General features: G+C 69.0%; 15 protein-coding genes. 9 read left to right on the top strand and 6 right to left on the bottom strand.

Annotated features, from left to right (window positions below):
• Window positions 1–6: 6 nt before the first annotated feature.
• The 3 genes from M3Q35_RS20620 to M3Q35_RS20610 all read left to right on the top strand — a co-directional run bounded on the left by M3Q35_RS20620 (window position 7) and on the right by M3Q35_RS20610 (window position 3705).
• Window positions 7–1566, top strand: a complete 1560-nt coding sequence (locus M3Q35_RS20620) for a benzoate-CoA ligase family protein (protein WP_273943559.1) — start codon at window positions 7–9, stop codon at window positions 1564–1566.
• A complete protein-coding gene (locus tag M3Q35_RS20615; RefSeq protein ID WP_273943558.1) occupies window positions 1556–2398 on the top strand; it encodes an amidohydrolase family protein in 843 nt (280 codons plus the stop codon). The genes M3Q35_RS20620 and M3Q35_RS20615 overlap by 11 nt, the downstream gene beginning before the upstream one ends.
• Window positions 2399–2550: 152 nt before the next feature.
• Window positions 2551–3705 carry an IS30 family transposase gene (locus M3Q35_RS20610; RefSeq protein ID WP_420704705.1) on the top strand — a complete coding sequence of 385 codons (1155 nt, stop codon included), beginning with the start codon at window positions 2551–2553 and terminating at the stop codon, window positions 3703–3705.
• Between the two features lie 93 nt (window positions 3706–3798).
• On the opposite strand, the gene M3Q35_RS20605 is transcribed toward M3Q35_RS20610, so the two are convergent.
• The 3 genes from M3Q35_RS20605 to M3Q35_RS20595 form a co-directional block, all read right to left on the bottom strand.
• Complete coding sequence (locus tag M3Q35_RS20605) at window positions 3799–4668, bottom strand: PaaX family transcriptional regulator (RefSeq protein WP_273943557.1); 870 nt, start codon at window positions 4666–4668, stop codon at window positions 3799–3801.
• 617 nt (window positions 4669–5285) lie between these two features.
• The gene (locus M3Q35_RS20600; protein WP_273943556.1) at window positions 5286–6419 is read right to left on the bottom strand and encodes an aminotransferase class V-fold PLP-dependent enzyme; all 1134 of its coding nucleotides are present in this window, start codon (window positions 6417–6419) and stop codon (window positions 5286–5288) included.
• Between the two features lies 1 nt (window position 6420).
• The gene (locus tag M3Q35_RS20595) at window positions 6421–6969 is read right to left on the bottom strand and encodes a hypothetical protein (protein WP_273943555.1); all 549 of its coding nucleotides are present in this window, start codon (window positions 6967–6969) and stop codon (window positions 6421–6423) included.
• A gap of 81 nt (window positions 6970–7050) precedes the next feature.
• On the opposite strand from M3Q35_RS20595, the gene M3Q35_RS20590 reads away from it, so the two are divergent.
• From M3Q35_RS20590 to M3Q35_RS20565, 6 genes are all read left to right on the top strand, one after another.
• A complete protein-coding gene (locus M3Q35_RS20590) occupies window positions 7051–7578 on the top strand; it encodes a PadR family transcriptional regulator (protein WP_273943554.1) in 528 nt (175 codons plus the stop codon).
• 190 nt (window positions 7579–7768) lie between these two features.
• Entirely contained in the window at window positions 7769–11650 is a 3882-nt protein-coding gene (locus M3Q35_RS20585) for a bifunctional nitrate reductase/sulfite reductase flavoprotein subunit alpha (protein WP_273943553.1), read from the top strand.
• Between the two features lie 67 nt (window positions 11651–11717).
• On the top strand, window positions 11718–12293 hold the full coding sequence (locus M3Q35_RS20580; RefSeq protein ID WP_273943552.1) for a TetR/AcrR family transcriptional regulator: 576 nt from the start codon (window positions 11718–11720) through the stop codon (window positions 12291–12293).
• The gene (locus M3Q35_RS20575; RefSeq protein WP_273943551.1) at window positions 12290–13717 is read left to right on the top strand and encodes an amidase; all 1428 of its coding nucleotides are present in this window, start codon (window positions 12290–12292) and stop codon (window positions 13715–13717) included. The genes M3Q35_RS20580 and M3Q35_RS20575 overlap by 4 nt, the downstream gene beginning before the upstream one ends.
• 94 nt (window positions 13718–13811) lie before the next feature.
• Window positions 13812–14621 carry an alpha/beta fold hydrolase gene (locus tag M3Q35_RS20570; protein WP_273943550.1) on the top strand — a complete coding sequence of 270 codons (810 nt, stop codon included), beginning with the start codon at window positions 13812–13814 and terminating at the stop codon, window positions 14619–14621.
• Entirely contained in the window at window positions 14618–15892 is a 1275-nt protein-coding gene (locus tag M3Q35_RS20565; RefSeq protein ID WP_273943549.1) for an MFS transporter, read from the top strand. Before M3Q35_RS20570 ends, M3Q35_RS20565 begins: the two co-directional genes overlap by 4 nt.
• Here the strand turns inward: M3Q35_RS20565 and M3Q35_RS20560 are convergent.
• From M3Q35_RS20560 to M3Q35_RS20550, 3 genes are all read right to left on the bottom strand, one after another.
• Window positions 15889–16767 (bottom strand): phosphotransferase, encoded by an 879-nt coding sequence (locus M3Q35_RS20560; RefSeq protein WP_273943548.1) that lies wholly within the window; start codon window positions 16765–16767, stop codon window positions 15889–15891. The genes M3Q35_RS20565 and M3Q35_RS20560 overlap by 4 nt on opposite strands.
• Before the next feature lie 30 nt (window positions 16768–16797).
• Window positions 16798–18159 (bottom strand): SNIPE associated domain-containing protein, encoded by a 1362-nt coding sequence (locus M3Q35_RS20555; protein WP_273944409.1) that lies wholly within the window; start codon window positions 18157–18159, stop codon window positions 16798–16800.
• Between the two features lie 620 nt (window positions 18160–18779).
• Entirely contained in the window at window positions 18780–22496 is a 3717-nt protein-coding gene (locus tag M3Q35_RS20550; protein WP_273943547.1) for a discoidin domain-containing protein, read from the bottom strand.
• Between the last annotated feature and the right edge of the window lie 19 nt (window positions 22497–22515).

The following is a 22515-nucleotide window of genomic DNA, read 5'->3' as shown; positions in this document are numbered from 1 at the left end:
GCGACGATGCCGGACCGGTTCAACGCCGCTGAGTACCTGGTCGACCGGCACGTCGAGTGCGGGCACACCGCCGTGGTGACCAGCCGGCGCACGCTGTCGTACGCGGAGTTGGCCGAGCAGGCGCACCGGACCGCGGCTGGCCTGCGGGAACTGGGGGTTCGGCCCGAGGAGCGGGTCGTGCTGAGCATGGCCGACGACGTGGAGATGCTCGGCGCCGTGCTGGGCGCGATGTACCTGGGCGCGGTGCCCGTGCCGGTGTCGACCATGCTGACGCCGGTCGAGCTGGCCACGCTGCTGGTCGACTCGCGCAGCCGGGTGCTGCTGGCCTCGGTCGAGTTCGCGGCGGCCGTTCAGGCCGCCGTGGAGCTGGCGCCGGAGATCGACACAGTTGTACTGGACGGTTCAGTTGATTTCTCGCCGCGCGCGGGCGTGACGGTGCACTCGTGGGACGACCTGATGGCCGTCGGCACGCTGGAGACGCCGTACTCGACCTGGGTCGACTCGCCGGCGCTGTGGCTGTACACCTCGGGCACCACCGGGCAGCCCAAGGCCGCGATGCACCGGCACGAGAGCATCCGCGCGGTCGGCACGTACTACGGAAACGGGGTGCTGGGTCTCGGTCCTGAGGACCGTTGCCTCTCGGTGTCGAAATTGTTTTTCGCCTACGGGCTGGGCAATTCGTGCTTCATGCCATTGGCGGCAGGGGCGGTGGCGCTGTTGGAAAGATCGCGGTCCACGCCGGAGCTGATCGCCACGCGCGCCGCCGCCGACCGGGCCACGGTCTTGTTCGGGGTGCCGACATTCTTCGCGGCCACCTTGGCCAGCGGCGTGCCCGACGACGCGTTTTCCACCGTGCGGCAAGGGGTTTCGGCCGGTGAGGCGCTGCCGGCGGTGTTGTTCGACAAGTTTCGCTCACGCTTCGGCGTGGAAGTGTTGGACGGCATCGGATCCACCGAGGCGCTGCACATCTTCCTGTCCAACCGGCCCGGCGAGGCCATCGGCGGCACCAGTGGCGTGCCGGTGCCGGGCTACGAGGTCGAGATCCGCGACGAGGCCGGAAACCCTTCCGACACCGGGGATCTGTTCGTGCAGGGCCCGTCGACCGCGACCGGGTACTGGTGCCGCAACGACATCACGCGCGAGGTGTTCCAGGGCCGATGGCTGCGCACCGGCGACACCTACCGTCGCAACGAGGACGGCACCTACACGTATCTGGGGCGCAGCAACGACATGCTCAAGGCCGGCGGCGTGTGGGTGTCGCCGTTCGAGGTGGAGAGCCGGCTGCTGGCCCATCCGGACGTCGAGGAGGTCGCCGTGGTGTCGGCGACCGACGAGTCCGGCTTGCAGAAGCCGGTGGCCTGCGTGGTGCCGGTGCACGGGCACAAGGTCGACGAGGACGCCCTGATCTCCTGGTGCCGTGACGGGCTCGCCTCGTACAAGCGGCCGCGGGCCGTGGTCGAGGTGGCCGAGATGCCGAAGACCGCCACCGGCAAGGTCCGCCGGAATGTGTTGCGGGACATGGTCAAGGACGTGCTGATTCCCTCTGGCCCGGCCGATGATCGTTGACGCCCACGTGCACGTGCCGCGGCTGTCCACGCTGAAGCCGGCGTGGCTGGAGTGGGCCGACCAGTTCAGCGGCGACCACCCGTGGCGGTCGGTGTACTCCGACGACGGCGATCCGATACCGTCCAAAGTGGACGATCTGCTGGCCGGCCAGGGGGTCGACCGGGCGCTGCTGTTCTGCGAGTACAGTCCGCGGGCAACCGGAATTCAGCCGATCGAGGACCTGCTGCCCATCGTGCGGCACAATCCGGTGCGGTTCCGCCTGGTGGCCAACGTGAATCCGCACCTGCACCATCCGCTGGCGTCCGAAGTGGAGCGTCAGCTCGACCTCGGCGCGGTGGCGGTGAAGCTGCATCCCGTGCACGGCTGCTTCTCGCCCGGCGACCGCGAGGTCTACGCCGTGTACCGGGTGTGCGAGGAGCGCGGCGTGCCGGTGATCTTCCACTCCGGCGTGTCCAGCTTCCCCGGATCCCGTTCCAGCTACGGTGATCCGGCGCTGCTGGTCGACGTGGTCGAGGACTTCCCGGCCGTGCAGTTCGTGTTCGCCCACGGCGGGCGGGGCTGGTGGTACGACACCGCCGCGTTCCTGGCCCTGGCCAAGCCCAACGTGTGGCTCGACCTGGCCGGTCTGCCGCCGCGCAAGCTGCCCGAGTACTACGCCCGCTTCGACCTGCGCCGACTGGCCGCCCGCTGGATCTTCGGCACCGACTGGCCCGGCGTGCCGGGTGCTGCCCGCAACGTGGCTGCGCTGCGGGAGCTGGGCCTGGGGGAGGAGCTGCTGGCCGGCATACTCAGCGGCAACGCCGCCAAGATCTTTCCGGCACTGAACGTGTGATGTCAGGAAGGGCCCCTTACTGACGTCTTGGGTTCTAGTGGTGGTTGCAACACCTGACCCGTTCAGGGGTTGCCGTGTTCGAGATCCGCAAAGACCGCTCACCACAGGGCCGTAAGAAACTCCACGCTGAACGCCAGCACTATCTTGATCTTGTGAAGCAGGGCGTGGGCACGACCGAAGCATGTCGGATCGTGGGGATCAACCGCCGCACCGGCCACCGGTGGCGGCACGGACGAGCACCCAGCCCGGGGCGGACGACCAGCCAGTCGTCCGCCCCGCCCGCGTGTCTGCCGGCCGCGCGGCCGGCGATCTCGTCCCGGTTCCTGTCCGTCGAGGAACGGATCGCGATCGCCGACCTGCACCGGGCCGGGACCGGCGTACGGGCCATCGCGACCGCACTGGGACGCACCCCGTCCACGATCAGCCGGGAACTGGCCCGCAACCGCCACCCCGCCAGCGGCGACTACCGGCCCCACGCCGCCCAGGCCCGGGCCGAGGCCCGCCGACCACGCCCGAAAACCGGCAAGATCGCCGCCCGCCCCGAACTGCGCGATCTGGTGCAGGGCATGCTCGACGATCGGCACAGCCCCGAGCAGATCGCCTGTCGGCTACGCCGTGACCACCCCGACCGGCCGGAGCTGCACGTGACCCACGAGACCATCTACCAGGCCCTCTACGTCCAAACACGCGGCGCGCTGCGCCGCGAGCTGACCGGCGCCCTGCGCACCGGACGCACCGCCCGCACACCCCGACGCCGGCCCGACCAACGCCGCCCCCGGTTCACCGAACCGATGGTCATGATCAGCGACCGCCCGGCCGAGGTGGAAGACCGCGCCTACCCCGGGAACTGGGAAGGCGACCTGATCATGGGCCTGGGCAACGCCTCCGCGATCGGCACCCTGGTCGAACGCAGCACCCGCTACGTGATGCTGGTCCACCTACCCGGCCGCCACGACGCCGAGACCGTCCGCGACGGCCTGATCACCACCATCACCGCCCTACCCGCCCACCTCACACGGTCGCTGACCTGGGACCAGGGCGTGGAGATGGCCCGCCACCACGAGTTCAGCGCGGCCACCGGCATCCAGGTCTACTTCTGCGACCCGCACTCTCCCTGGCAACGCGGCTCCAACGAGAACACCAACGGCCTGCTACGCCAGTACTTCCCCAAAGGCACCGACCTGTCCGTCCACACCCCCGCCGACCTGGCCGCGGTCGCCGCCCAACTCAACGGCCGACCACGCAAAACGCTCGGCTGGGACACCCCAGCCGAGCGTCTGACTATGCTCCTGGCCAACACCAGTTGATCACCAGTGTTGCAACGACCCCTGGAATCCGCCCGTTCAACGTCAGTAAGGGGCCCTTCCTGACGTTGAACGTCAGGATTGGTCCCTTGATCTTCAGGCCTGCTGGGCGATCAGGTCGCGCCAGCCGCGCTGCGCCGGCTCCCGCCAGGCCGCGTGGTTGTCGTTGAACAGCTGGGTGGCCCGCGAGCCGCTCCACTTGGCCGGCAGCAGCTCGCCCGGCAGCTGCGGGTCGAGGAACGGGAAGCGCCGCCACTCGTGCACCATGCGGGTCTGCGCCAGCAGGGCGTTCTCCGGCGTGCGCGCGTCCAGCCCGCTGAACTGGTCGATGAAGCTCTCGTACTTCTCGGCCACCTCCTGCAGGTCCCAGGCGGCGGCGACCATGCGCTGCACGTCGCCGAGCGCGCCGTAGGTGGCGATGAACGACATGACCTCGCTGGTCAGCGCCAGGTCCTCCAGAATGGACTTGGCCTCGACCTCGGCGCCGACGTGCGGCGACACCCAGACACCGGGCTCGGGCGAGCCGAAACCGGCCCAGCTCAACCGGGTCCGCAGCCGGTGCCGCAGCTCGCGCTTGGTCTCCGGCACGGAAACCATGACCACCAGCCAGCGGCCGTCCCACTGCTGGTTGCCGCTGCCGAAGCCGTAGATGCGCTCGGCCCCCTCGACCAGCAGCCGCCGGCCGGGCGGGGTCAGCGCCCAGCGCACACGGCGGCCGACCCGCTCGGAGCTCAGCCAGCCCTCGGCGGCCACGCGGGCCAGTGCCTGCCGGGCCGACTTCTCCTCGATCTCGAAGCGCCCGAGCACGTCGACGATCGTCTGTGTCCAGACCGGTTCTCCCTGCGGCAGCACGTACTCGCCGAGCACCGTGGTCAGCAGCGAGCGCGCGCTGGCGTCGCTGACCTCCCTGCGCCGGGTGACCGTCGGGCGGGCGCCACGGCCCGACCCGGTTGCACCAGAACCCATCTGAACCGTCCTCAGTGACCGCCGTGAATGCTCTACTCTGCCACGCACCGGCCGGTGACCGCGAACCTCGGGTCACCTGACCGTCGTAGTCGGGCCGCTGTGCTACGCCCGGTCGCCCGGCCGCGTTGCTCCCACCGGGTGACGGCACGGGTGGCTGTACCGGCGATTATCTACACGACGATGGCGTCACACCACCCCTGCGTCTAGCTCTGGGGACGCGGTGTGAAGGAGGTTCGCCCGAAAGTGCGGCCGTTGACCTGAAGTTCCACGACGTGCTCGCCCGGGTGGTAGACCCTCGAGCTGATCGGGCGGCGCGAGTGGCGACGGTTAATTGTCACGGATTCGCCCGCGGCCAGGGTTCGGGTGGCCGCCTTCGTGGTGCGCGTTTCGGTGGTGCACCACCTGGTCGGCGGCCAGCCGTACGGCGGCGTTTCCTTCGTTCGTCAGGGTGAATTCGAACGGCAGCTCCGCGCCACCGCGAACGTTCGCATCGGCTCGGCCGCGCAGTGCGTGGCGGACAACGGGGAGCGTCTCGGTTGTCAGCCAACGGGTCGCGGCGCGCCCAGGATCGGGACCGTCGACTGTGGATCGTCGATGATTGCGGCCGTTGGCACAGCTCAACGGTGGCGAGCGGTCAGCAGGTCCCGGATCTGCGGGATCCAGGACAGCTCGAAGTCGACGTGCGGGCTCAGCCGCAGCATCGGCCGCACGATGTCCAGCGGCGCCCGCTCCTTCGCCGACACGGTCGTGACCACCTTGCGGGCCACCAGGTCGGCGCGCAGTTGGTACAGGTCGATGTCCTCGTGCGGCAGGAGGGCCACGATCGAGCCGGGGGCGTCGACCGGGTCGACCAGGGACCAGCCGGGCAGGTCGGCCAAGCCCTCTCGGAGCGCACGCCCGATCGCGCCCAGGCGCTCGCGGATCTGCGCCGGGCCGATCTCGACGTGCTGCCGGAGCGCCGTGGCCAGCCCGACCCGGCCGGCGACGTAGGCCTCGCGGCTCTCCAGGTTGCGCACCGCCTGCCCGCCGAGATTGACGGCCGGGGCGCGGGGCGTGAGCTGTTGCTGCCACGGCTCGCGCACTGCCACGTAGCCGACGCCGCGCGGACCGCACATGTACTTGCGGCCGGTGCCGTACACCGCGGCCGCGCCGGCCGGAACTTCGATGTGTCCCAACGCCTGCGCGGTGTCGATCACTACGGGCACGTCGGCCGCGGCGCAGATCTCGATGATCTCCCGCGACGGCTGGGCGAGGGCCCGGTGCGAGTTGAAGGCGTTCAGGTGGACCATGTTCGGCCGCTCGGTGCGCAGTCGCCGTTGCAGGGCTTCAAAGTCGACGTGATCGTGGTCGTCCACGTCCATGACCGAGATTTCCAGGCCGCGATCGGCGAACGCCGCGATGTTGTTGCCCCACTCGCTCGGCGCGATCCACACCCGGTCGCCGGGCTCGCACGGCCACGCTGCCAGTAGCTGCGCGCCGGCCGCCGACCCGCTGTCCAGCAGCGCCACCTCGTCGGTGGCGAAGTGGAGCAGTTCTCCCAGCAGTCGACGGGCCGTCGTGGTCTCGGCGTCGGCCTGCGCCTCGGCGACGTAACCGCCGAGCTCGGCCTCGAGCTCCAGGTGCGCGGTGATGGCGGCCCGGGTGGCGATGCTGGTGCGGCCGCAGGCGGCCGTGTCCAGGTGCAGCATCGGGGTGGCTGTGCGCAGCGCCGTCCATGCCGCCCGTACCGAGTCGTGTGGCAGTGCCGTCATGTCACGAATCCTGCCGGGCGCGAGCGTGCTCCGGGTAGCGAACCGTGAAGATCGCCGGGATGGCGAAGCCGGCCACCTGCACCAGGATCGCCGCCACGGTGCCGGCGTTCACCAGGTCGAGGCCGGTGAGCACGATGGCCGTCAAGGTGAACGCGGTGGCCCAGGCCGTGGTGATCACCACGTTGATCCGCCGGAACAGCGGGTGGCCCCAGAACTCCTTGGGCGTCTGCTGCTTGGCGATACCCAGCGTGAACGGCTGCTTTACGGCGAGGCCGCCCCAGGCCGTCAGGGCCAGCCAGGCCATCGAGATCGCGCCGACGAAGTGCTGCACCGGCGAGGTCGGGACAAGTAACGCATAGACCGTTAGCACGCCGAAGTAGGCCATCGTGCTGATCTCCAGCACCTGCGTGTCCAGCGGCGTGCCCTTGCGGCGTCCGTCGGCGAACAGCGCCACCGCCAGGACCAGGCCGGCCAGCGCGCCCCACTGCCAGCCCAGGCCGGACAGCACCGCGAAGGCGATCCAGGGGACGAATCCGCGCAGGTAGCTCATCGTTACTCCTCATGTCAGTTGTGACATGTCGAAGCTAGAAGGTGCGGCGCGGACATGTCAAGAGTGGAGTATGATGGCGGCATGAGCCTCCGCCACGCGGCCCTCGGGCTGCTCACCTTCGGTCCGGCCAGCGGGTACGACCTGCTCCAGACGTTCCATGGCTCGCTGGCCAACGTCTGGCCCGCGACCCAGAGCCAGCTGTACGGCGAGCTGGGCAAGCTGGCCGAGGCCGGGCTGGTGACCGTCACCGAGGAGGGCGCCCGCCGGCGCAAGGAGTACACACTCACCGCCGACGGCCTAGCCGAGCTCAAGCACTGGCTCGTCGACGTCGAGCCCAGCATGCCCCGGCGCAGCGACATGCTGCTGCGGGTCTTCTTCCTCAACGTCATCGACCTCGCCCAGGCCGAGGAGTACCTGCGGGGGCGGGAGGCCGAGGCCATCGAGTACCACGCCAGCCTGCGCGCCACCCAGGAGCAGATCGCCCCCGAGACCATGGATCTGGCGGTCTACGGCCGCATCGCGCTGGAGTGGGGGCTGCGGCTCACCGAGATGCAGCGGGAGTGGGCCGTGTGGGCCCAGGAGGAACTGGCCAAGGTCAAGAAGGCCTGACCCCGGCCACATCGGCGGCGCGCCAGGCATCCCGGCCGACCTGTGCGTGCGTGATCCCGGACACGCCGCCGCCGGCAATGCCCATGCCACAGCGGCTCACCGCAGTCGAAACGTGATTGTGCAGTAGATGTAACGGCGGCAGCGGACCGTGCAACGGGTGCGCAACAGCCCGTTCCTAGAGTTCCCGCCCGTGCCCGATTCGACGGTCAGGACCGTGTGCTCGTACTGCGGCGTGGGCTGCGGCATCGTGCTCACGGTCCGGGACGGCAGCGTGGTGTCGGTCGCCGGTGACAAGGAGCATCCGGCCAACTTCGGTCGGTTGTGCACCAAGGGGGCGACCAGCCACGAGATGCTGGCGGCGTCGGGACGGCTGACGACAGGGCTGGTCAGGGCTGTCCGCGAGGCGCCGGCGGAACCGACCGATGTGGACCGGGCGATCACCCTCGCGGCGACGAGGCTGCGGGACATCCTCGACGAGCACGGACCGGACGCGCTGTCGTTCTACGTCTCCGGCCAGCTCACCATGGAGGCCCAGTACCTGATCACCAAGCTGGCCAAGGGGTTCGTCCGCACCAACCAGATCGAGTCCAACTCCCGGCTGTGCATGGCCAGCGCGGGCAGCGGCTACAAGCTGTCCCTCGGCGCGGACGGCCCGCCCGGCTCGTACCAGGATTTCGAGCACGCGGACGTGTTCCTGGTGATCGGTTCCAACATGGCCGACTGCCACCCGATCCTGTTCCTGCGCATGATGGAACGGGTCAAGCAGGGCGCCAAGCTGATCGTCGTCGACCCGCGGCGCACGGCGACCGCGGCCAAGGCGGATCTGTTCCTCCAGGTGAAACCCGGCACGGATCTGGCGCTGCTCAACGGTTTGCTGCACCTGATCCACGCGGACGGCCTTGTCGACGAGGAATTCGTCGCCGCGCACACCGAGGGCTGGGAGGGAATGCCGGAGTTCCTGGCCGACTACCCGCCGGACGTGGTCGCCGACATCACCGGCATCTCCGAGGGCGACCTGCGCACCGCGGCCAAGTGGATCGGCGCCGCGGGCAACTGGATGAGCTGCTGGACGATGGGGCTCAACCAGAGCACGCATGGCACGTGGAACACCAACGCCCTGTGCAACCTGCACCTCGCGACCGGCGCGATCTGCCGGCCGGGCAGCGGCCCGTTCTCGCTGACCGGGCAGCCGAATGCCATGGGCGGCCGGGAAATGGGTTACATGGGACCGGGCCTGCCGGGGCAACGGTCGGTGCTGTCCACAGAGGACCGCACGTTCGTCGAAGAGCTCTGGGACATTCCCGCCGGGAGCATCCGCACCGACGTCGGCCGCGGCACCGTCGAGATGTTCGAGCGGATGGCCGCCGGCGACATCAAGGCGTGCTGGATCATCTGCACGAATCCTGTTGCCTCCGTGGCGAATCGGCGCACGGTGATCGAAGGGCTCGAGGCCGCCGAGCTGGTGATCACGCAGGACGCCTTCGCCGACACGGAAACCAACGGCTACGCCGATATCGTGCTGCCCGGCGCGATCTGGTCGGAGACCGAAGGTGTGATGGTCAACTCCGAGCGCAACGTCACGCTCGCGCCGCAGGCCGTCGCGCCGGCCGGCCAGGCGCTGCCCGACTGGCAGCTCATCGCCCGCGTCGCCGTCGAGATGGGTTTTCCGTTCCACTACGACAGCGCCGAGCAGATCTTCGAGGAGATCAAGCGGGCCAGCAATCCCTTCACCGGCTACGACTTACGGGGCATCAGCTACGAGCGCCTGCGCGAGTCACCGGTCCAGTGGCCCAGCGCCCCGGACGGCCCCGACCGCAATCCCATTCGCTACGTGACCGACGACAAGGTGGTTTTCCCCACCGCGTCGGGGAAAGCGTCGTTCTTCGCCCGGCCGCACCTGCCGCCGGCCGAGCTGCCCGACGACGAGTTCCCGTTCGTGCTGAACACCGGGCGCGTGCAGCACCAGTGGCACACCCTCACCAAGACCGGCAAGGTCGCCAAGCTGAACAAGCTCAACCCCGGCCCGTTCGTGGAGATCCACCCGGAGGACGCCGCCGCGTTGTCCATTGTGGACGAGGATCAGGTGGAGATCGCCTCGCGGCGCGGCCGGGCCGTGCTCACCGCCGTGGTGACCGATCGCGTCCGGCCCGGCTGCTGCTTCGCCCCGTTCCACTGGAACGACCTGTTCGGCGAGTACCTCAGCGTGAACGCCGTGACCAACGACGCCGTCGACCCGATCTCGTTCCAGCCCGAGTTCAAGGCGTGCGCGGTGTCCCTGGCCAAGGTGGCGGTCGCGCCCGTCGCTGTGCCGGAGCCGGCATTGTTCCTGGCGGCGATGCTCGGCGTTGAAGACGTGCCGATGCCGGACTTCACCGCGGCCGAGCGGCAGTACCTCGCCGGCTTCGCCTCCGGGGTGAGCGCCGGCAACGTCGGTGTGCCGGTGTTGCCGCCGCACGCGCCGATCGAGCCGACCCGGGCCGCGTGGGTTGACGGCCTGCTGGCCGGCATGTTCTCACGCGGCGATGTAACGGCTGCACCGTTACCCGGCAAGGAGGTCGCGGTGCTGTGGGCGTCGCAGACCGGCAACGCCGAGCAGTTCGCGACCGAGGCGGCGCGGCGACTGGCCGAGAACGGCTGGCAGCCGGTGCTGGTGAGCATGGCCGAGGCGTCCGCGGACACGCTGCGGGCCGGCACGCCGGTGCTGATGATCACCAGCACGTTCGGCGACGGTGACGCCCCGGACAACGGCGTCAGCTTCTGGGACCATCTGTCCACACAGGACACACTGGACGGGCTGCAGTACTCGGTGCTGGCCCTCGGCGACTCCAACTACGACAACTTCTGCGGCCACGGCAAGCGGATCGACCAGCGGATGCGGGAGCTGGGCGCCACCCACCTCGTGCCGCGGACCGACTGTGAACCGGACTACCAGGCGACCGCGCGGCGCTGGCTCGACCAGGTGATCGTCGCGCTGAATACCGCGCCGGCCCGGCACCGTGAGATCGAGCTCGTCGGCAACCGGCTGCTCAGCCTGCCCGGCGCCGGCAAGGAGGTGCGGGAGTTCACCTTCGACGCCGCCGACCTCGCCTACGAGACCGGCGACGCCCTGAGCGTGTTGCCGGTCAACAGTCCCGTGCTGGTCGACGAGTGGCTCAACGCCACCGGACTCGACGGCTCCGCCTCGATTTCCCTTGACGGCAACGACTTCTCCCTCGGCGACGCCCTTCGTGACGAGCTGGAGATCGCGCGGATCACGCCTTCGCTGCTGCACTTCGTGGCCGAGCACAACGGAGACCGCGAGCTGCGGCACCTGATCCGCCCGGACAACAAGGGCGAGCTGGCCAAGTGGACCTGGGGCCGCCACGCCGTCGATGTGCTGCGGTCCTATCCCGTTCGCGCCGATGCGCAGGCGTGGGCCGAGGTGCTCAAGCGGCTGCAACCGCGGCAGTACTCGATCTCGTCCAGCCCGCTGGTCAGCCCGTCCCGGATCCGGCTCACGGTTTCCGTTGTGCGGTACGGATCCCACGGCGGCGTATGTTCCACGTACCTGGCCGACCGCGCCGCCGGCGCGCCGGTGAAGGCGTTCGTCCAGCGCTCGCCCCATTTTCGGCCGCCGGCCAACCCGTCGGCCCCGATGATCATGGTCGGCCCCGGCACCGGCGTCGCACCTTTCCTCGGCTTCCTTGAGGAACGGGCCGCGCTCGGGGCCGGCGGTCCCAACTGGCTCTTCTTCGGCGAACAACGCCGGGCCACCGACTTCTACTACCGTGACGAGCTTTCGCAGTTCCGCTCCGACGGCCTGCTGTCCCGTCTCGACCTGGCCTTCTCCCGCGACCAGCGGGCCAAGGTCTATGTGCAGGACCGGATGCGCGAGCACGGCGCGCATCTCTGGCGCTGGCTCAAGGACGGCGCCCACCTCTACGTCTGCGGCGACGCCACCCGGATGGCCAAGGACGTCGACCGCGCCCTGCGCGAGATCGTCGTCAACCACGGCGGTATGACCGCCGACCAGGCCACTGCCTACCTCAAGCAGCTCGCCGCCGACCGCCGGTACCTGCGCGACGTTTACTGAGGGGCTTGCGCAGGTCAGCGGGCCGACCTACCCTCTTGCGCTACAACCTGTAGCGTAAGGAGGCGACGTGCCTGGGCGTCCCCGAGATCCCGATCTCGAACATCGGCTGCTGGCCGCGGCCTGGTCGCTGCTGCGGAGCCGGGGCTACGACGCCCTGACGCTGACCAAGGTCGCGGCGGAGGCTCAAGCCCATCGCACCGACGTCTACCGGCGCTGGTCCAGCAAGGCGCAGCTGGTGGTCGACGTGCTGGCCGAGCATCTGCCGCCGATCTCGGACCGGGACACCGGGACGCTGCGCGGCGACCTCGCCGCCGTCGTGCACGGCCTGGCCGAGTCCTGGTCGTCGTCCTGGGTCGACGGGCTGATGGGGCTGACCGCCGATCTGCATCACGACCCGGACGCCGAGCTGGCCTTCCGGACCATGGCCTTGGGTCGTGGTGAGCCGCTGCGTCAGGCCATCGTCCGGGCGACGGAGCGGGGAGAGATCGGGGAGCCGCCCGACCTCTCGCTCATGGGCGACCTGATCGAGGGTCCGATGATGCACCGCCGGATGCTGGGCCGTCAGCCGCTGACACCGGAGTACCTGAACGCCATTGTGAATGTTGTCTACAGTGTGCTAACTGGGGCCACGGTGTCGCGATGAGTGGCGACCTGCACGAGCTCTCCGCTGCTACTCAGCTGACTGCCCTGCGTTTGGGCGAGGTGAGTTCCCGCGAGCTGACCGTGCATTACCTGGAACGTATCGAGAAGCTCGATGGCGAGCTCGGCGCTTTTGCCACGGTCACATCGGAGCTCGCCCTTGACGAGGCCGATCGCGCCGACCGCCGCCTGGCTCAGGGCGAATGGTCACCGCTGCTCGGACTTCCCTTGGGTATCAAGGACCTTTACTCGACCGCTGGGGCGCGGACGACGTTCGGCTGTGCCGCGTTGGCGGAGTTCACCCCGACGGCCGACGCCTGGACCGTTGGACTGCTTCGGCGGGCTGGTGCCGTGCTGATCGGCAAGACCAACACCGCTGAGTTCGGTGCGACTTGCTACACCGAGAACGACGTGACCGGGCGGCCGACCGTCACGCCGTACGACTGTATGCGGTATGCGAGCGGCTCCAGTGGCGGTGCCGCCGCTGCCGTGGCGGCGGGGCTGTTGCCGCTGGCGCACGCCGGTGACGGGGCCGGGTCGACTCGAACTCCGGCGGCGACCTGTCATCTCGTTGGCGTGAAGCCAAGTCGCGGCCTGGTCAGTGCGCAGGCGACGTCGTTCGTCAGCACCACGGTCGAAGGACCCATCGCCCGTATGGTCGAGGATGCCGCGCTGCTGTTGGACGTCATGGCGCAGCCCCAGCCTGGCGACCTGGACGGCTGGCGGCCGGAGGTTCGGTTCGTCGACGCGATCAAGCAGTGGTCGACGCGGCCGCTGCGCATCGCGTTCTGGACCGAGGTCGGTCTGGCTGGACGCAGTCCGCATCCCGAGGCCGTCCATGCCGTCGAATGGACAGCGGCGCTGCTCCAGGAGTTGGGGCATGACGTGCGGGAGGTGCCGATCCCTGCACGCTGTGACGATCCGGTGAGCTCGGCCTTGCGGACGCTGTTTGCCGCCTCCGTCAACGCGGTGGCGTCGTCGCTGGTGCCGGCCGATCGTGAAGGACAGCTGTTACCTTACACCCGTTACCTTACGGAGGAAGGTGAAGCGCTTTCCGGGCGGGACCTGGTCGCGGCGCAAGGGGTGCTGGCCGGGTACGCAAGCGCTTTCCTCGCGGCTCTCGACGGTTTCGACGTCGCGCTGACCCCGGTGACGACCGGTCCGCCCGTACCGCTCGGGCATTTCCAGGCCGAAGGGTTCGCGGCGATCGCCGACGCGATGCTGGCCTGGTCGGCCTATACGCCATGGGCGAACCTGACCGGCCAGCCCGCGATCGCCCTACCGTCCCATGTGGACCGTGATGGTCTGCCGCACGGCGTGCAGATCGTCGGCCGCCGTCGCGGCGACGCCGCGTTGTTCGCCCTGGCCGCACAGCTCGAACACGCAGATCTGTGGAAGGACGTCCATCCGCCCTGTTGGTATCAGTGAGAGGCCACGTCGAATGACCAGCGTGCACCTGGACCCCGGTCGGGGGTTGACCGAGAAGTTCGTCGTGTTGCCGGACGGGCGACGGCTGCGGGCCGTGACGGCCGGCGAGGGGGATGGGCCGCTCGTCGTGTTCGAGGCCGGTATGAGCGCGCCGGCCGCGTCGTGGGTGCACACCCAGCGGCAGGTCGGCGCGCGGACCCGCACGTTGTCCTACGACCGAGCCGGCTACGGCGGCAGCGACCCGGATCCGCGGGATCGGACGCTCGAACGGATCGCCGACGACCTCACCGGCCTGCTCGACGCCATCGGCGAGACGCGACCGGTCGTGCTGGTCGGGCACAGTTGGGGCGGTCCCATCATCCGTTTGTTCGCCGAACGCCACCCGCGGCGGGTCGCCGGCTTGGTCTTTGTCGACGCCACCGTCGCCGAGATCATGAGCGACCGTACCGCCCGTACCGCTTCGCGCGCGTTCGCCATACTTGCGCTACTCGCTCGCCTTGGCGGCCGCCGCCTGGTCATGAAACTCACCGTGCCGCACGTGTCACCCGACATCGCACCGTCCGATATGGACATTATCCTGCGCGACTACGCTTGCGTCAGCGGCATGCGGACCAGCCGCCGGGAAGCCACCCAGATCGTCGCCGCTTTGCCGACCATGCAACGACTCCAGGCCGCTGGCACCCCGAGCGTGCCCACGATCTGTTTGCAGGCCGGTCGAATCGACCGTGGCATGAAAACCGCCCGCCCCCTGTTCAACCAGGTCGCCGCCGACCTCATGGCCGCCGTCCCACACGGGCGGTTCGTCGTCGTGCCGGAGGCCGGACACCTTATCCCGCAAGAGAATCCCGCAGTCGTACGCGATGCCGTCCTCGAGATCATCGATGCCGTGGCGGTGACGCCATGACGGTTCACCGGTTACCGGTTGCCCCGGTCACCGGCCAGCGGCGGCTCATCGCCGGGCTGATCGGCACGAACGCGGCGGCCTACCTCGGCGCGGCCGTGCCGTTGAACCTGCTGCTGGTCACCCACCTCACGGCGATCGCCGGGGTTGAGGCGACGTCCGTGTTCAGTCTCGTGGCCGGGATCGGCGGCGTGGCCGGCCTGCTGGCGAATCCGCTCGGCGGGCGGCTCAGCGACCGCACCACGGTCCGATTCGGTCGACGCCGCAGCTGGATTCTCGGTACCGGCCTCGGGGCGGCCGTGCTGCTGATGGCCATGGGTTGGACCACCGCCGTGTGGCAGGTGGTCGTGGGCTGGGCCGTGATCATGGTGCTGATCGGTGCCCAGCAGGCCGCCAACGCCGGGCTGGCCGCCGACCAGGTGGCCCCGGAGCGGCGCGGGACGGCGTCGGGCGTGGTGGCCTTTGTCGCCCTTGCCGGTCCCGTGGTCGGGTTCGCGCTGGTCAGTGCGGTGCCGACGGCACCATTGCTGCAATGGGCGATGGTTGCGGCGCTGGGCGCGGCTGGCGTGATCATGACGGTGCTGCTCGTCCGCGATCCCCAGCACCGGCCGCCGATCGACGAACCGCGGCTGAGCCTGGCGATCATGCTGCGGTCGTACTGGGTGAGCCCGCGCCGGCATCCGGCGTTTGCCTGGGCCTGGGCGGTGCGCTTCATGATCACCGCCGCCTGGGCGTGCAACAGCTACCTGGCCTTCCTGTTCACGCAACGCTTTGCCGTCGCGGCCGAGGCGGTGCCGGGCATGATCTTTCTCATCACCTTGATCGGCATCGCCTGTGTTGCTGTCACCGCGTGGCTGACCGGATGGCTCTCCGACCGAATCCGGCGGCAGAAGCCGTTCGTGTTCGTCGGCGGCCTCGTGCTGGCGGTCGGACTGGTCGTGGTGGCTCTCGCGCCCGGTATCCCGGCCGTGTTCCTCGGGGCCGCGGTCATGTCGCTCGGGTATGGCGCCTTCCTGGCCACGGATTTCGCGCTGTGCCTAAGAATGCTGCCGGACCCGGAATCGGCCGGCAAGGACTTCGCGGTGCTCAACATCGCCGCCATCCTGCCTATCGCCGTGGTCCCGTTCGCCGCCCCGGCACTGCTGTCGGTCGGCGGATTCGCCACCCTGTTCGGCGGTCTCGCCGTGCTCGCCGCCGCCGGCGCCGTCAGCATCCTGCGCGTCCCCGACATCGGCCAGGAAGGCCAGCCGGGCTACGCCGCGATGATCCGTTAGAGCAGGGCGGCCAGACGACGCTGAACGGCTGTAAGCTCACGGTCGAGTGCGTCACTGAAGACCGGGTTCACCTGGGCTGTACCGGCAAACCACAGCCCGAACTCCACTTCGCGGATCGCGATGAACGTGTCCAGATGGTCGGCGGCCAGTGGTCGATGGGCCGTGTAGCCGTCGAGCAGCGCCGTGCGGAACTGTTCGTAATCGTCGCGGTTGCGCAGTTCCCAGAGCGCCACGGCGATATCGTAGATCCGGTGTCCTGCGCCGCTGTCATCGAAGTCGATCAACTTGACCTCGCCGCCGGCGAAGAGGGCGTTGTCCAGGTGCAGATCGGCGTGGATGAGCCCGAAGTCGTCCAACTCCGCCATCATGTTCCGGGCCGTGCCGGCGACGTGCTCGAAGTCCCTGCGCAGGCTTGCCGGCAGCAGGTCCCAGACCTTGGCCGCGGTGAGGCCGCCGTACTCCATGGTGTCGCCGAAGAACGTCTCCCAGTCCCATCGGATACGAACGAAGTCCTTGGGCGGCAACCACTTTTCGGCGTGATCGTGCAATCGGGCCATCGCATCGCCCAGCTGCCGCAGATGCCCCGGCCGGGGCGACTTCGCGTGCCGCCGACCGTCCATCCAGCGCAGCACCGAACAGATTCGCTCCGACCGGACCGTCGTCAGCTCACCATCCTTGGTGGGCACCGGTTCCGGTACCGCGAGATCGGTCTGCTCCCTCAGCGCCGTCAGCCACCGCAGCTCCGACGCGATCGCCGCCCCCGAGTCGACGAACCGGCCGTGCCGCATCGGCCGATGCACCCGCAGCAGAAACCGTTCCTCCCCAGCGGTGACCTTGAATGTCGTGTTCTCCCACGCTCCGGGGCAGGGTGGCACCGGCTCGGCGCCATCCTGCCCGATGGTGCGTCATGCGACCGCGGCGCCGGACTCGGGTTCGGACATGCGTTGGCTCGACCGCCATTCCTCGGCTTCGGGCTCCTCGACGTAATCGACGAGGTTGTCCTGAAGACCCAGGGTGTGAAGGATGCTCAACACCTCGGCCGGTGTGACATGGAAGAACTCCCGCCGCAGGTTCACGCGGTTCACCCGCCGGGCGGCAAGATGTTGGTGCAGGCGGGTTTCGAGGCTCACGGCGTCGGCGTCGAAGATGAGGGCGTGCACGTCGAACTTGAACGGCACCGACGCGTCGCCGAGTTCCCGCACTCGCTCCGTGGGATCCAACCGCCGGGTCAGCCCGATCTTCACCACGTCCGGTCCGAACGAGCCGACGTTGGAGATCACGTAGACCCATCCGGTGCGGATGTTGGCCTCCCGCTCCGCCACACTCTGCATCGCCTCACCGAGCTCGGCCAGCTTGGACTCCGCCTCAGCCACCTTGGCGGCGTCGCCCGCACTCGTCCACTTCTCCATGGCGGTGCGCCAGTGCGACTGCTCCTTGGCCAGCCTGGCCTTCTCGCGCTCGAACTCGCGTTGCGCCTGCGCCTCGTCCCGCTGACGCTCGCGCTCCGCCCGCACGCGCTCCTTCTCCTCCTCGACCTTGGCCAGATAGTCGGCGGTGAGCTCGAGCTCCTCAAGGCGGAGTCGGTGGTAGCCGGCCGCGATGTTGATGTGCATGGTCTTGCCGAGCCGCGAGATGATGTCACGGACCTTCGTCAGGCGGTCCTTCGCGGACTCGAGCCGGTACGGGCGCATCGACCGGACGCAGTTGTCGGCCTCGGTGTTGTACGCGCGCAGCATCAGCTTCGAGAAGTCCCGCACCATCCGCTGTCCTTCGACGGCCGAGTTGTTGACCGTCCAGTTCGTCGTCGCCGTGATCGCGTGGTTGTTCTTGGCGGCAACCTTGATCGAGTCCTTGAGCCGCTCGAGGGATGCCTTGTAGGCCACGGAGTCCGCCAGGCGGTGGCGGTACTCGTAGATGCCGGCCTCTTGGAGCAGGGCGGTTTCCTGCGTCTCGACGATCTGCGCGCGAATGCCCTGCAACTCCGACTGCGCCGATCCGATCCGCTGCTGCATCTCCGTCCACGCCTTCGTGGCCTCGCCCCGCCACTGCGTGTTCTCCGCCGCCTGCGCCTCGGCCTCGGCCACCAAGTCTTTGAGTCTTCGGCGGGCTGCCGCGATCTCGTTCTCCACGGCGATTGCGTCCTTGCCTCGCAGCTCGTCGTATCGGGCCGCCGCCTCGGCGAGCTGCGCCTTGAGCCGCTGCTCTTGATCACGGGCCAGGTGGAGCTCGGCTTCCAGCTCCTGCAGTCGCTTGCGGGCACCGAACATCCCCACGCGCCTGTCGGCCTCCGGCGCCGCGGCGTGTGGTGGTGGGGTGGTGGTCAGGGGGATGGCGGGTGCCGCTGGGGCGGGCGTTGGCGAGAGGGGAGTGGCCGGTGCTGCGGTGAGGGTCGGTGCCGGGATGGCGGGTGGTGCTGGAGCGGGGATTGGCAAGAGCGGAGCGGCTGGTCCTGAGGTGGGGGTCGGCGCCGGGATGGTGGGTGGTGCTGGAGCGGGTGTTGGCGAGAGCGGGGCGGGGGCCGATGCCGGAATGGCGGGCGGCATTGAGGCGGGTGGTGGCAAGAGGGGTGCGGTCGGCGCTGAGGCGGATGTCGGGGCGGGCGGCGCGGGCGGTCCTGCGGCAGGGGTGGGCGGCACGAAATCGGGCACCGGCACCCACAGTTGCCAGCCGGGCGGGGGCTGCGGCCAGTCGGCCGGCGGCTGCCAGCCCTGGGGCGCCACCCAGCCCATGGGCGGCTCCGGCCAGTTCGGCGGCGGATTGAACCGGTACGTCATCGCGTGCCCCTCCCGACCCACAACCACGGGAGGTCCGTCGTCCTGTTGCCCGCTCGCGTTACAACCGGCCGAATGGCGTTTCCCGCGTACGCGGGAAACGCCATTCGATCGGATCAACCGGCGAAGGTGGCTGTCAACGCGGTGTCGGCGGTAACGGGGAAGGTGTAGGCGGGGGAAGTGGAAACCACGGTGCCGCCGACGGTCCACGAGACGAAGTGGTAGCCGGGGGAAGGCTTGGCGGTGGCGGTGACGGAGCTGCCGGATTCGTATTTGCCGGGGGTGGTTTCGGTGCCGGTGAGGCGGGCGGTACCGCCGGGGGAGGCGGTTGTGGTGACGGCGAACTGGACCAGGTTGATGGCCATGACGTTGACCAGGTGGACAGGGCCGGAGCTGGTGGTGCCGTTGTAGCGCAAGAGGTTGAGCACGGTGGTGCCGGGCGAGGAAGCCCGCACGGTGAAGCCGTCGGTGCCGAGGTTGTCGGTGCCGAGGTTGAAGACGTGCACGGAACCGGAATTGACGATGAGACCGTTGTGCAGACCGTAGCCGAAAGCGTCGGTGATGGTGAGGTTGCGGGCGCCGGTGACGGTGATGAGGTCGGACGACTTGCGGGTGAAACCGTCGATCACCTGGGGGAAGAGGTTGGCGCCGGAAGCCCAGTCAGGAAGGTAGAAGCCGAGGCGTACGAAAGTGTTGCCGTTGGTGAGCACGCCGTTGATGACGCCGTCCTCGGAATTGCCGACGGTGATGCCGTGCCGGACGAAAGTGCCGGCGAGCTTGCCGACGAAGAAGTGGTCGTTGCGGAAGGTGGCGAGGTCGATGCCGTTGTAGGCATTGGACATGCCGACATTGACGACATAGGTGCCGGAGCCGTGAGCCCGGATGGCGTACGGATAGGCGACGAGGCCGTCGGGGGCGGCGGGGTTCTGGCCGGGGTAGAAGACCCTGAGGCCACGAACGCCGGAGTTGCTGGCGTTCAGCGTGATGAAAGCGGCATCGGTGTCAGGGGTGGCGGTGGCCCGCCCGGCGTACGACATGAGCACGGTGCCGCCACTGCGGCCGTCCTCGTCACGGTTGGGCACGGCAGAAGCGCCGCGAAGCTCGACACCGGCGGGAACGACGAGCCGGGATTCGACGCGGTACCAACCGGCGGGCAGGTAGACGACACCGCCGCCGTCACGGCCGGCGCGGTCGAGGGTGCGCTGGATGCTGGCGGTTGCGTCAAGAGCGGGGATATAGCCGACACCGTGCGGGGCGTCAGTAACGTATAGGGCGTTACGTGACGGGCGTGCGGCCGGCTGGGACGAGTCGTAGGCCGGGGCCTGGCCGGACATCTGGTAGACGATGCCGGTGCGAACGCCGGTGACTTTGACGTCGGTGAGCTTGACGAAGCCGGCGGAGTTGTTGGTGACGGCCCCGTCGAGCGTGCCGCGGGCGATCATCAGACCCCAGCGCGAGTCGAACTGGTCGACGAGCAGCGCGGTGTCGGTGTGCTTGATCTGCACGCCCTGGAAAGCACCGGCGAAGTCGACGCGCTGACCGGCCACGACGTGGATGCCGACGTGGTAGTCGGACGCGGCGATCTCGTTGAACTGGTCCCACTCCAGGTCACCGAGCACGAAGCCGGTGCCGTGAACTCGGGTCCATGCATCCACAGTGGACCGACGAGGCGGGTTGAACTGGTGCGGGGCGGAAGCCCAGTACGAGTTGGAGAAGACGACGTTCTCCCACGTGCCGACATCGGCCCCGTTGTACGCCTCGACACCCTCGAACAGCGCCGTGCCGCGCACGTTGCGCACGGTGGCGGACTCGTGGGTCTGCCCGACGGCCGGCGGCCGTCCACGCTCGTCAGGCATGGTGCTGATGCCGATGCCCCGGTACGAGTTGAGCATGGTGACGTCGGAAACCGTGCCCATCATGTAGTTCTCGTCGCTGGCCCACGCGCTGCCGGTGATCTCGAACGTATAGCTGTACGGCACCGGCGCGGCGGCGTTCTGGTGCGGGTAGTAGGTGGTCAGCCCGAGCACCCCGGCACTGCCGCCGATCCGGAACAGCACCGGACCGTTGTCACCGGACGGCAGGTCGGCGCTGATCACCGTGCCGTAGCTGCCGCCGCCGTGATCGGCATCGCGCCGGTCGCCGCGCAGCGAGCAGAATGCCGGCACCTCAATGGTGTCGGTGACGCGGTAGGTGCCGTCGGACAGCCACACGGTGCCGCCGCCGGCGTCGTAGCAGTCCCACAGCGCGGCCTGCACCGCCTTGGTGGAATCCCTGACACCGCTGGGATCCGCGCCGGTCACAACGAAGTCGGCGATCACCGGGTCGGCGGTCGGGTACTTGGTCCTGATCAGCTGCGGCTTGGGTGTGACGACCCGCTGGTTGCGGACCTGGAAATCGGCGACGATCGCGGTGCCGTCGTAGGCCAGCCGCACGTACCGCGCGTTGGTCAAGGGGAAGCCGGTACGAGACGAACGATTGGCTTCGGTGGCCCCGGATTCGCCGACCGTGGTGAAGGTCGTGCCGTCGAGCGAGGTCTGCACCTTGTAGTCCGATGAGAAGGCCGCGCCCCACTGCACGAACACGTCGTCGACCGGCTGCGACCGGCCGAGATCGACCTGAGTCCAACCGGGGCCGGTGGAAAGCGCTTTACCAGCAGCGACATTGAGGTTCACAGCCGATGCCTTGAACGCCTGATAGCTGTCGTACAGCGCTTGCAGGGCGGCCTTGACCTGGGCCGGAGTGGCGTTCTGGTCGTCGATCACGGCCTGCGCCTTGGCGATCTGCGTGCTGAACGCGGCCTTGGCCCCGGCCGGATACTGACCGTCCCGGGTGCCCTCGCGCGCCGCATACACGGTCAAACCGGCCTGGGACACCAGGTTGCGCAGCCCGGCCTTGACGTCCAGAGTGGACGGAATCACCGTCACCCGCACGGCGGCGACCTTGATCTCCACAGTGGACCCGTCATGGGCGATGCGGAAGTCGGAACCGTTGGTGCGGTTGGTGAGGATCGAGTCGTCCAGCACGAAGTCGTGCGTCTGCCAGCTGCCCGTGTCGCCGTAGTGCACGATCTCCGACGGCTTGAACTTGTCCGGCAGGTCCTGGCCGGGCGAGTCGTACTGGAGGTCCAGCGTGCCGTTGCCGGCGTCCAGATAGTCGATGCTGACCAGCACGACGTCCTTGGTGTTGTACGCGTACGAGTCGGCGACGTTCATGTACAAGTAGTTGGTCGACGGCGCGGGCGAGGCCGCATTGGTCTGCCAGTAGCCGCGTCCGGCCGCGGTGCCGGTGATCAGCCCGGACGGGTTGTCACCGGGATTGGGGCTGATGCCGGTGTTCGACGGGGTCGCGCCGAGCGTGGCCGAAGGCCCGGCGGCGGTGAGCCGCAGCTGCGCGACGGTGATGTCCACCGAACCGCTCAGTCGGACGGAAGTCAGCGCGGGCAAGGTGGTCGCGGCGTGCTTCCACGTGTTGCTGCCGGCCAGTGTGGCCACCGCGCCGCCATTGAGGGTCAGCGTGCCGACGCCGCTGTCGTAGTACGTCACCAGGGCGACGACCGGCCCGGCGACGGTGTAGTCGGGATCCGGCGCGAAGTTCAGGTACGACGTGCCGGCGGAACCGTCGGTCTGCCAGTAACTGTGGCCATCGACGCTGCCGGTGCGCAGGCCCGCGGCGTTGTCGCCGGCGCTCGCGGTGACGCCGAGGGTCAGCGGGTTCGGCCCGAGATCGGCGCCGACACCGTTGGGATACAGCACGGGGGCCGCGCCGGCCGGCACGGCCAGCGCGGCGACCAGCGCGACCAACAGTCCTAACAGGACCCATAAGCGGCGGGTCATCATTGACCTCCCAGTAAAG

Origin of the sequence: Kutzneria chonburiensis, from assembly GCF_028622115.1 — a bacterium.
GTDB lineage: Bacteria > Actinomycetota > Actinomycetes > Mycobacteriales > Pseudonocardiaceae > Kutzneria > Kutzneria chonburiensis.
Note: the sequence above shows the minus strand (reverse complement) of the source record. Positions and strands in the feature narration are given on the sequence as shown.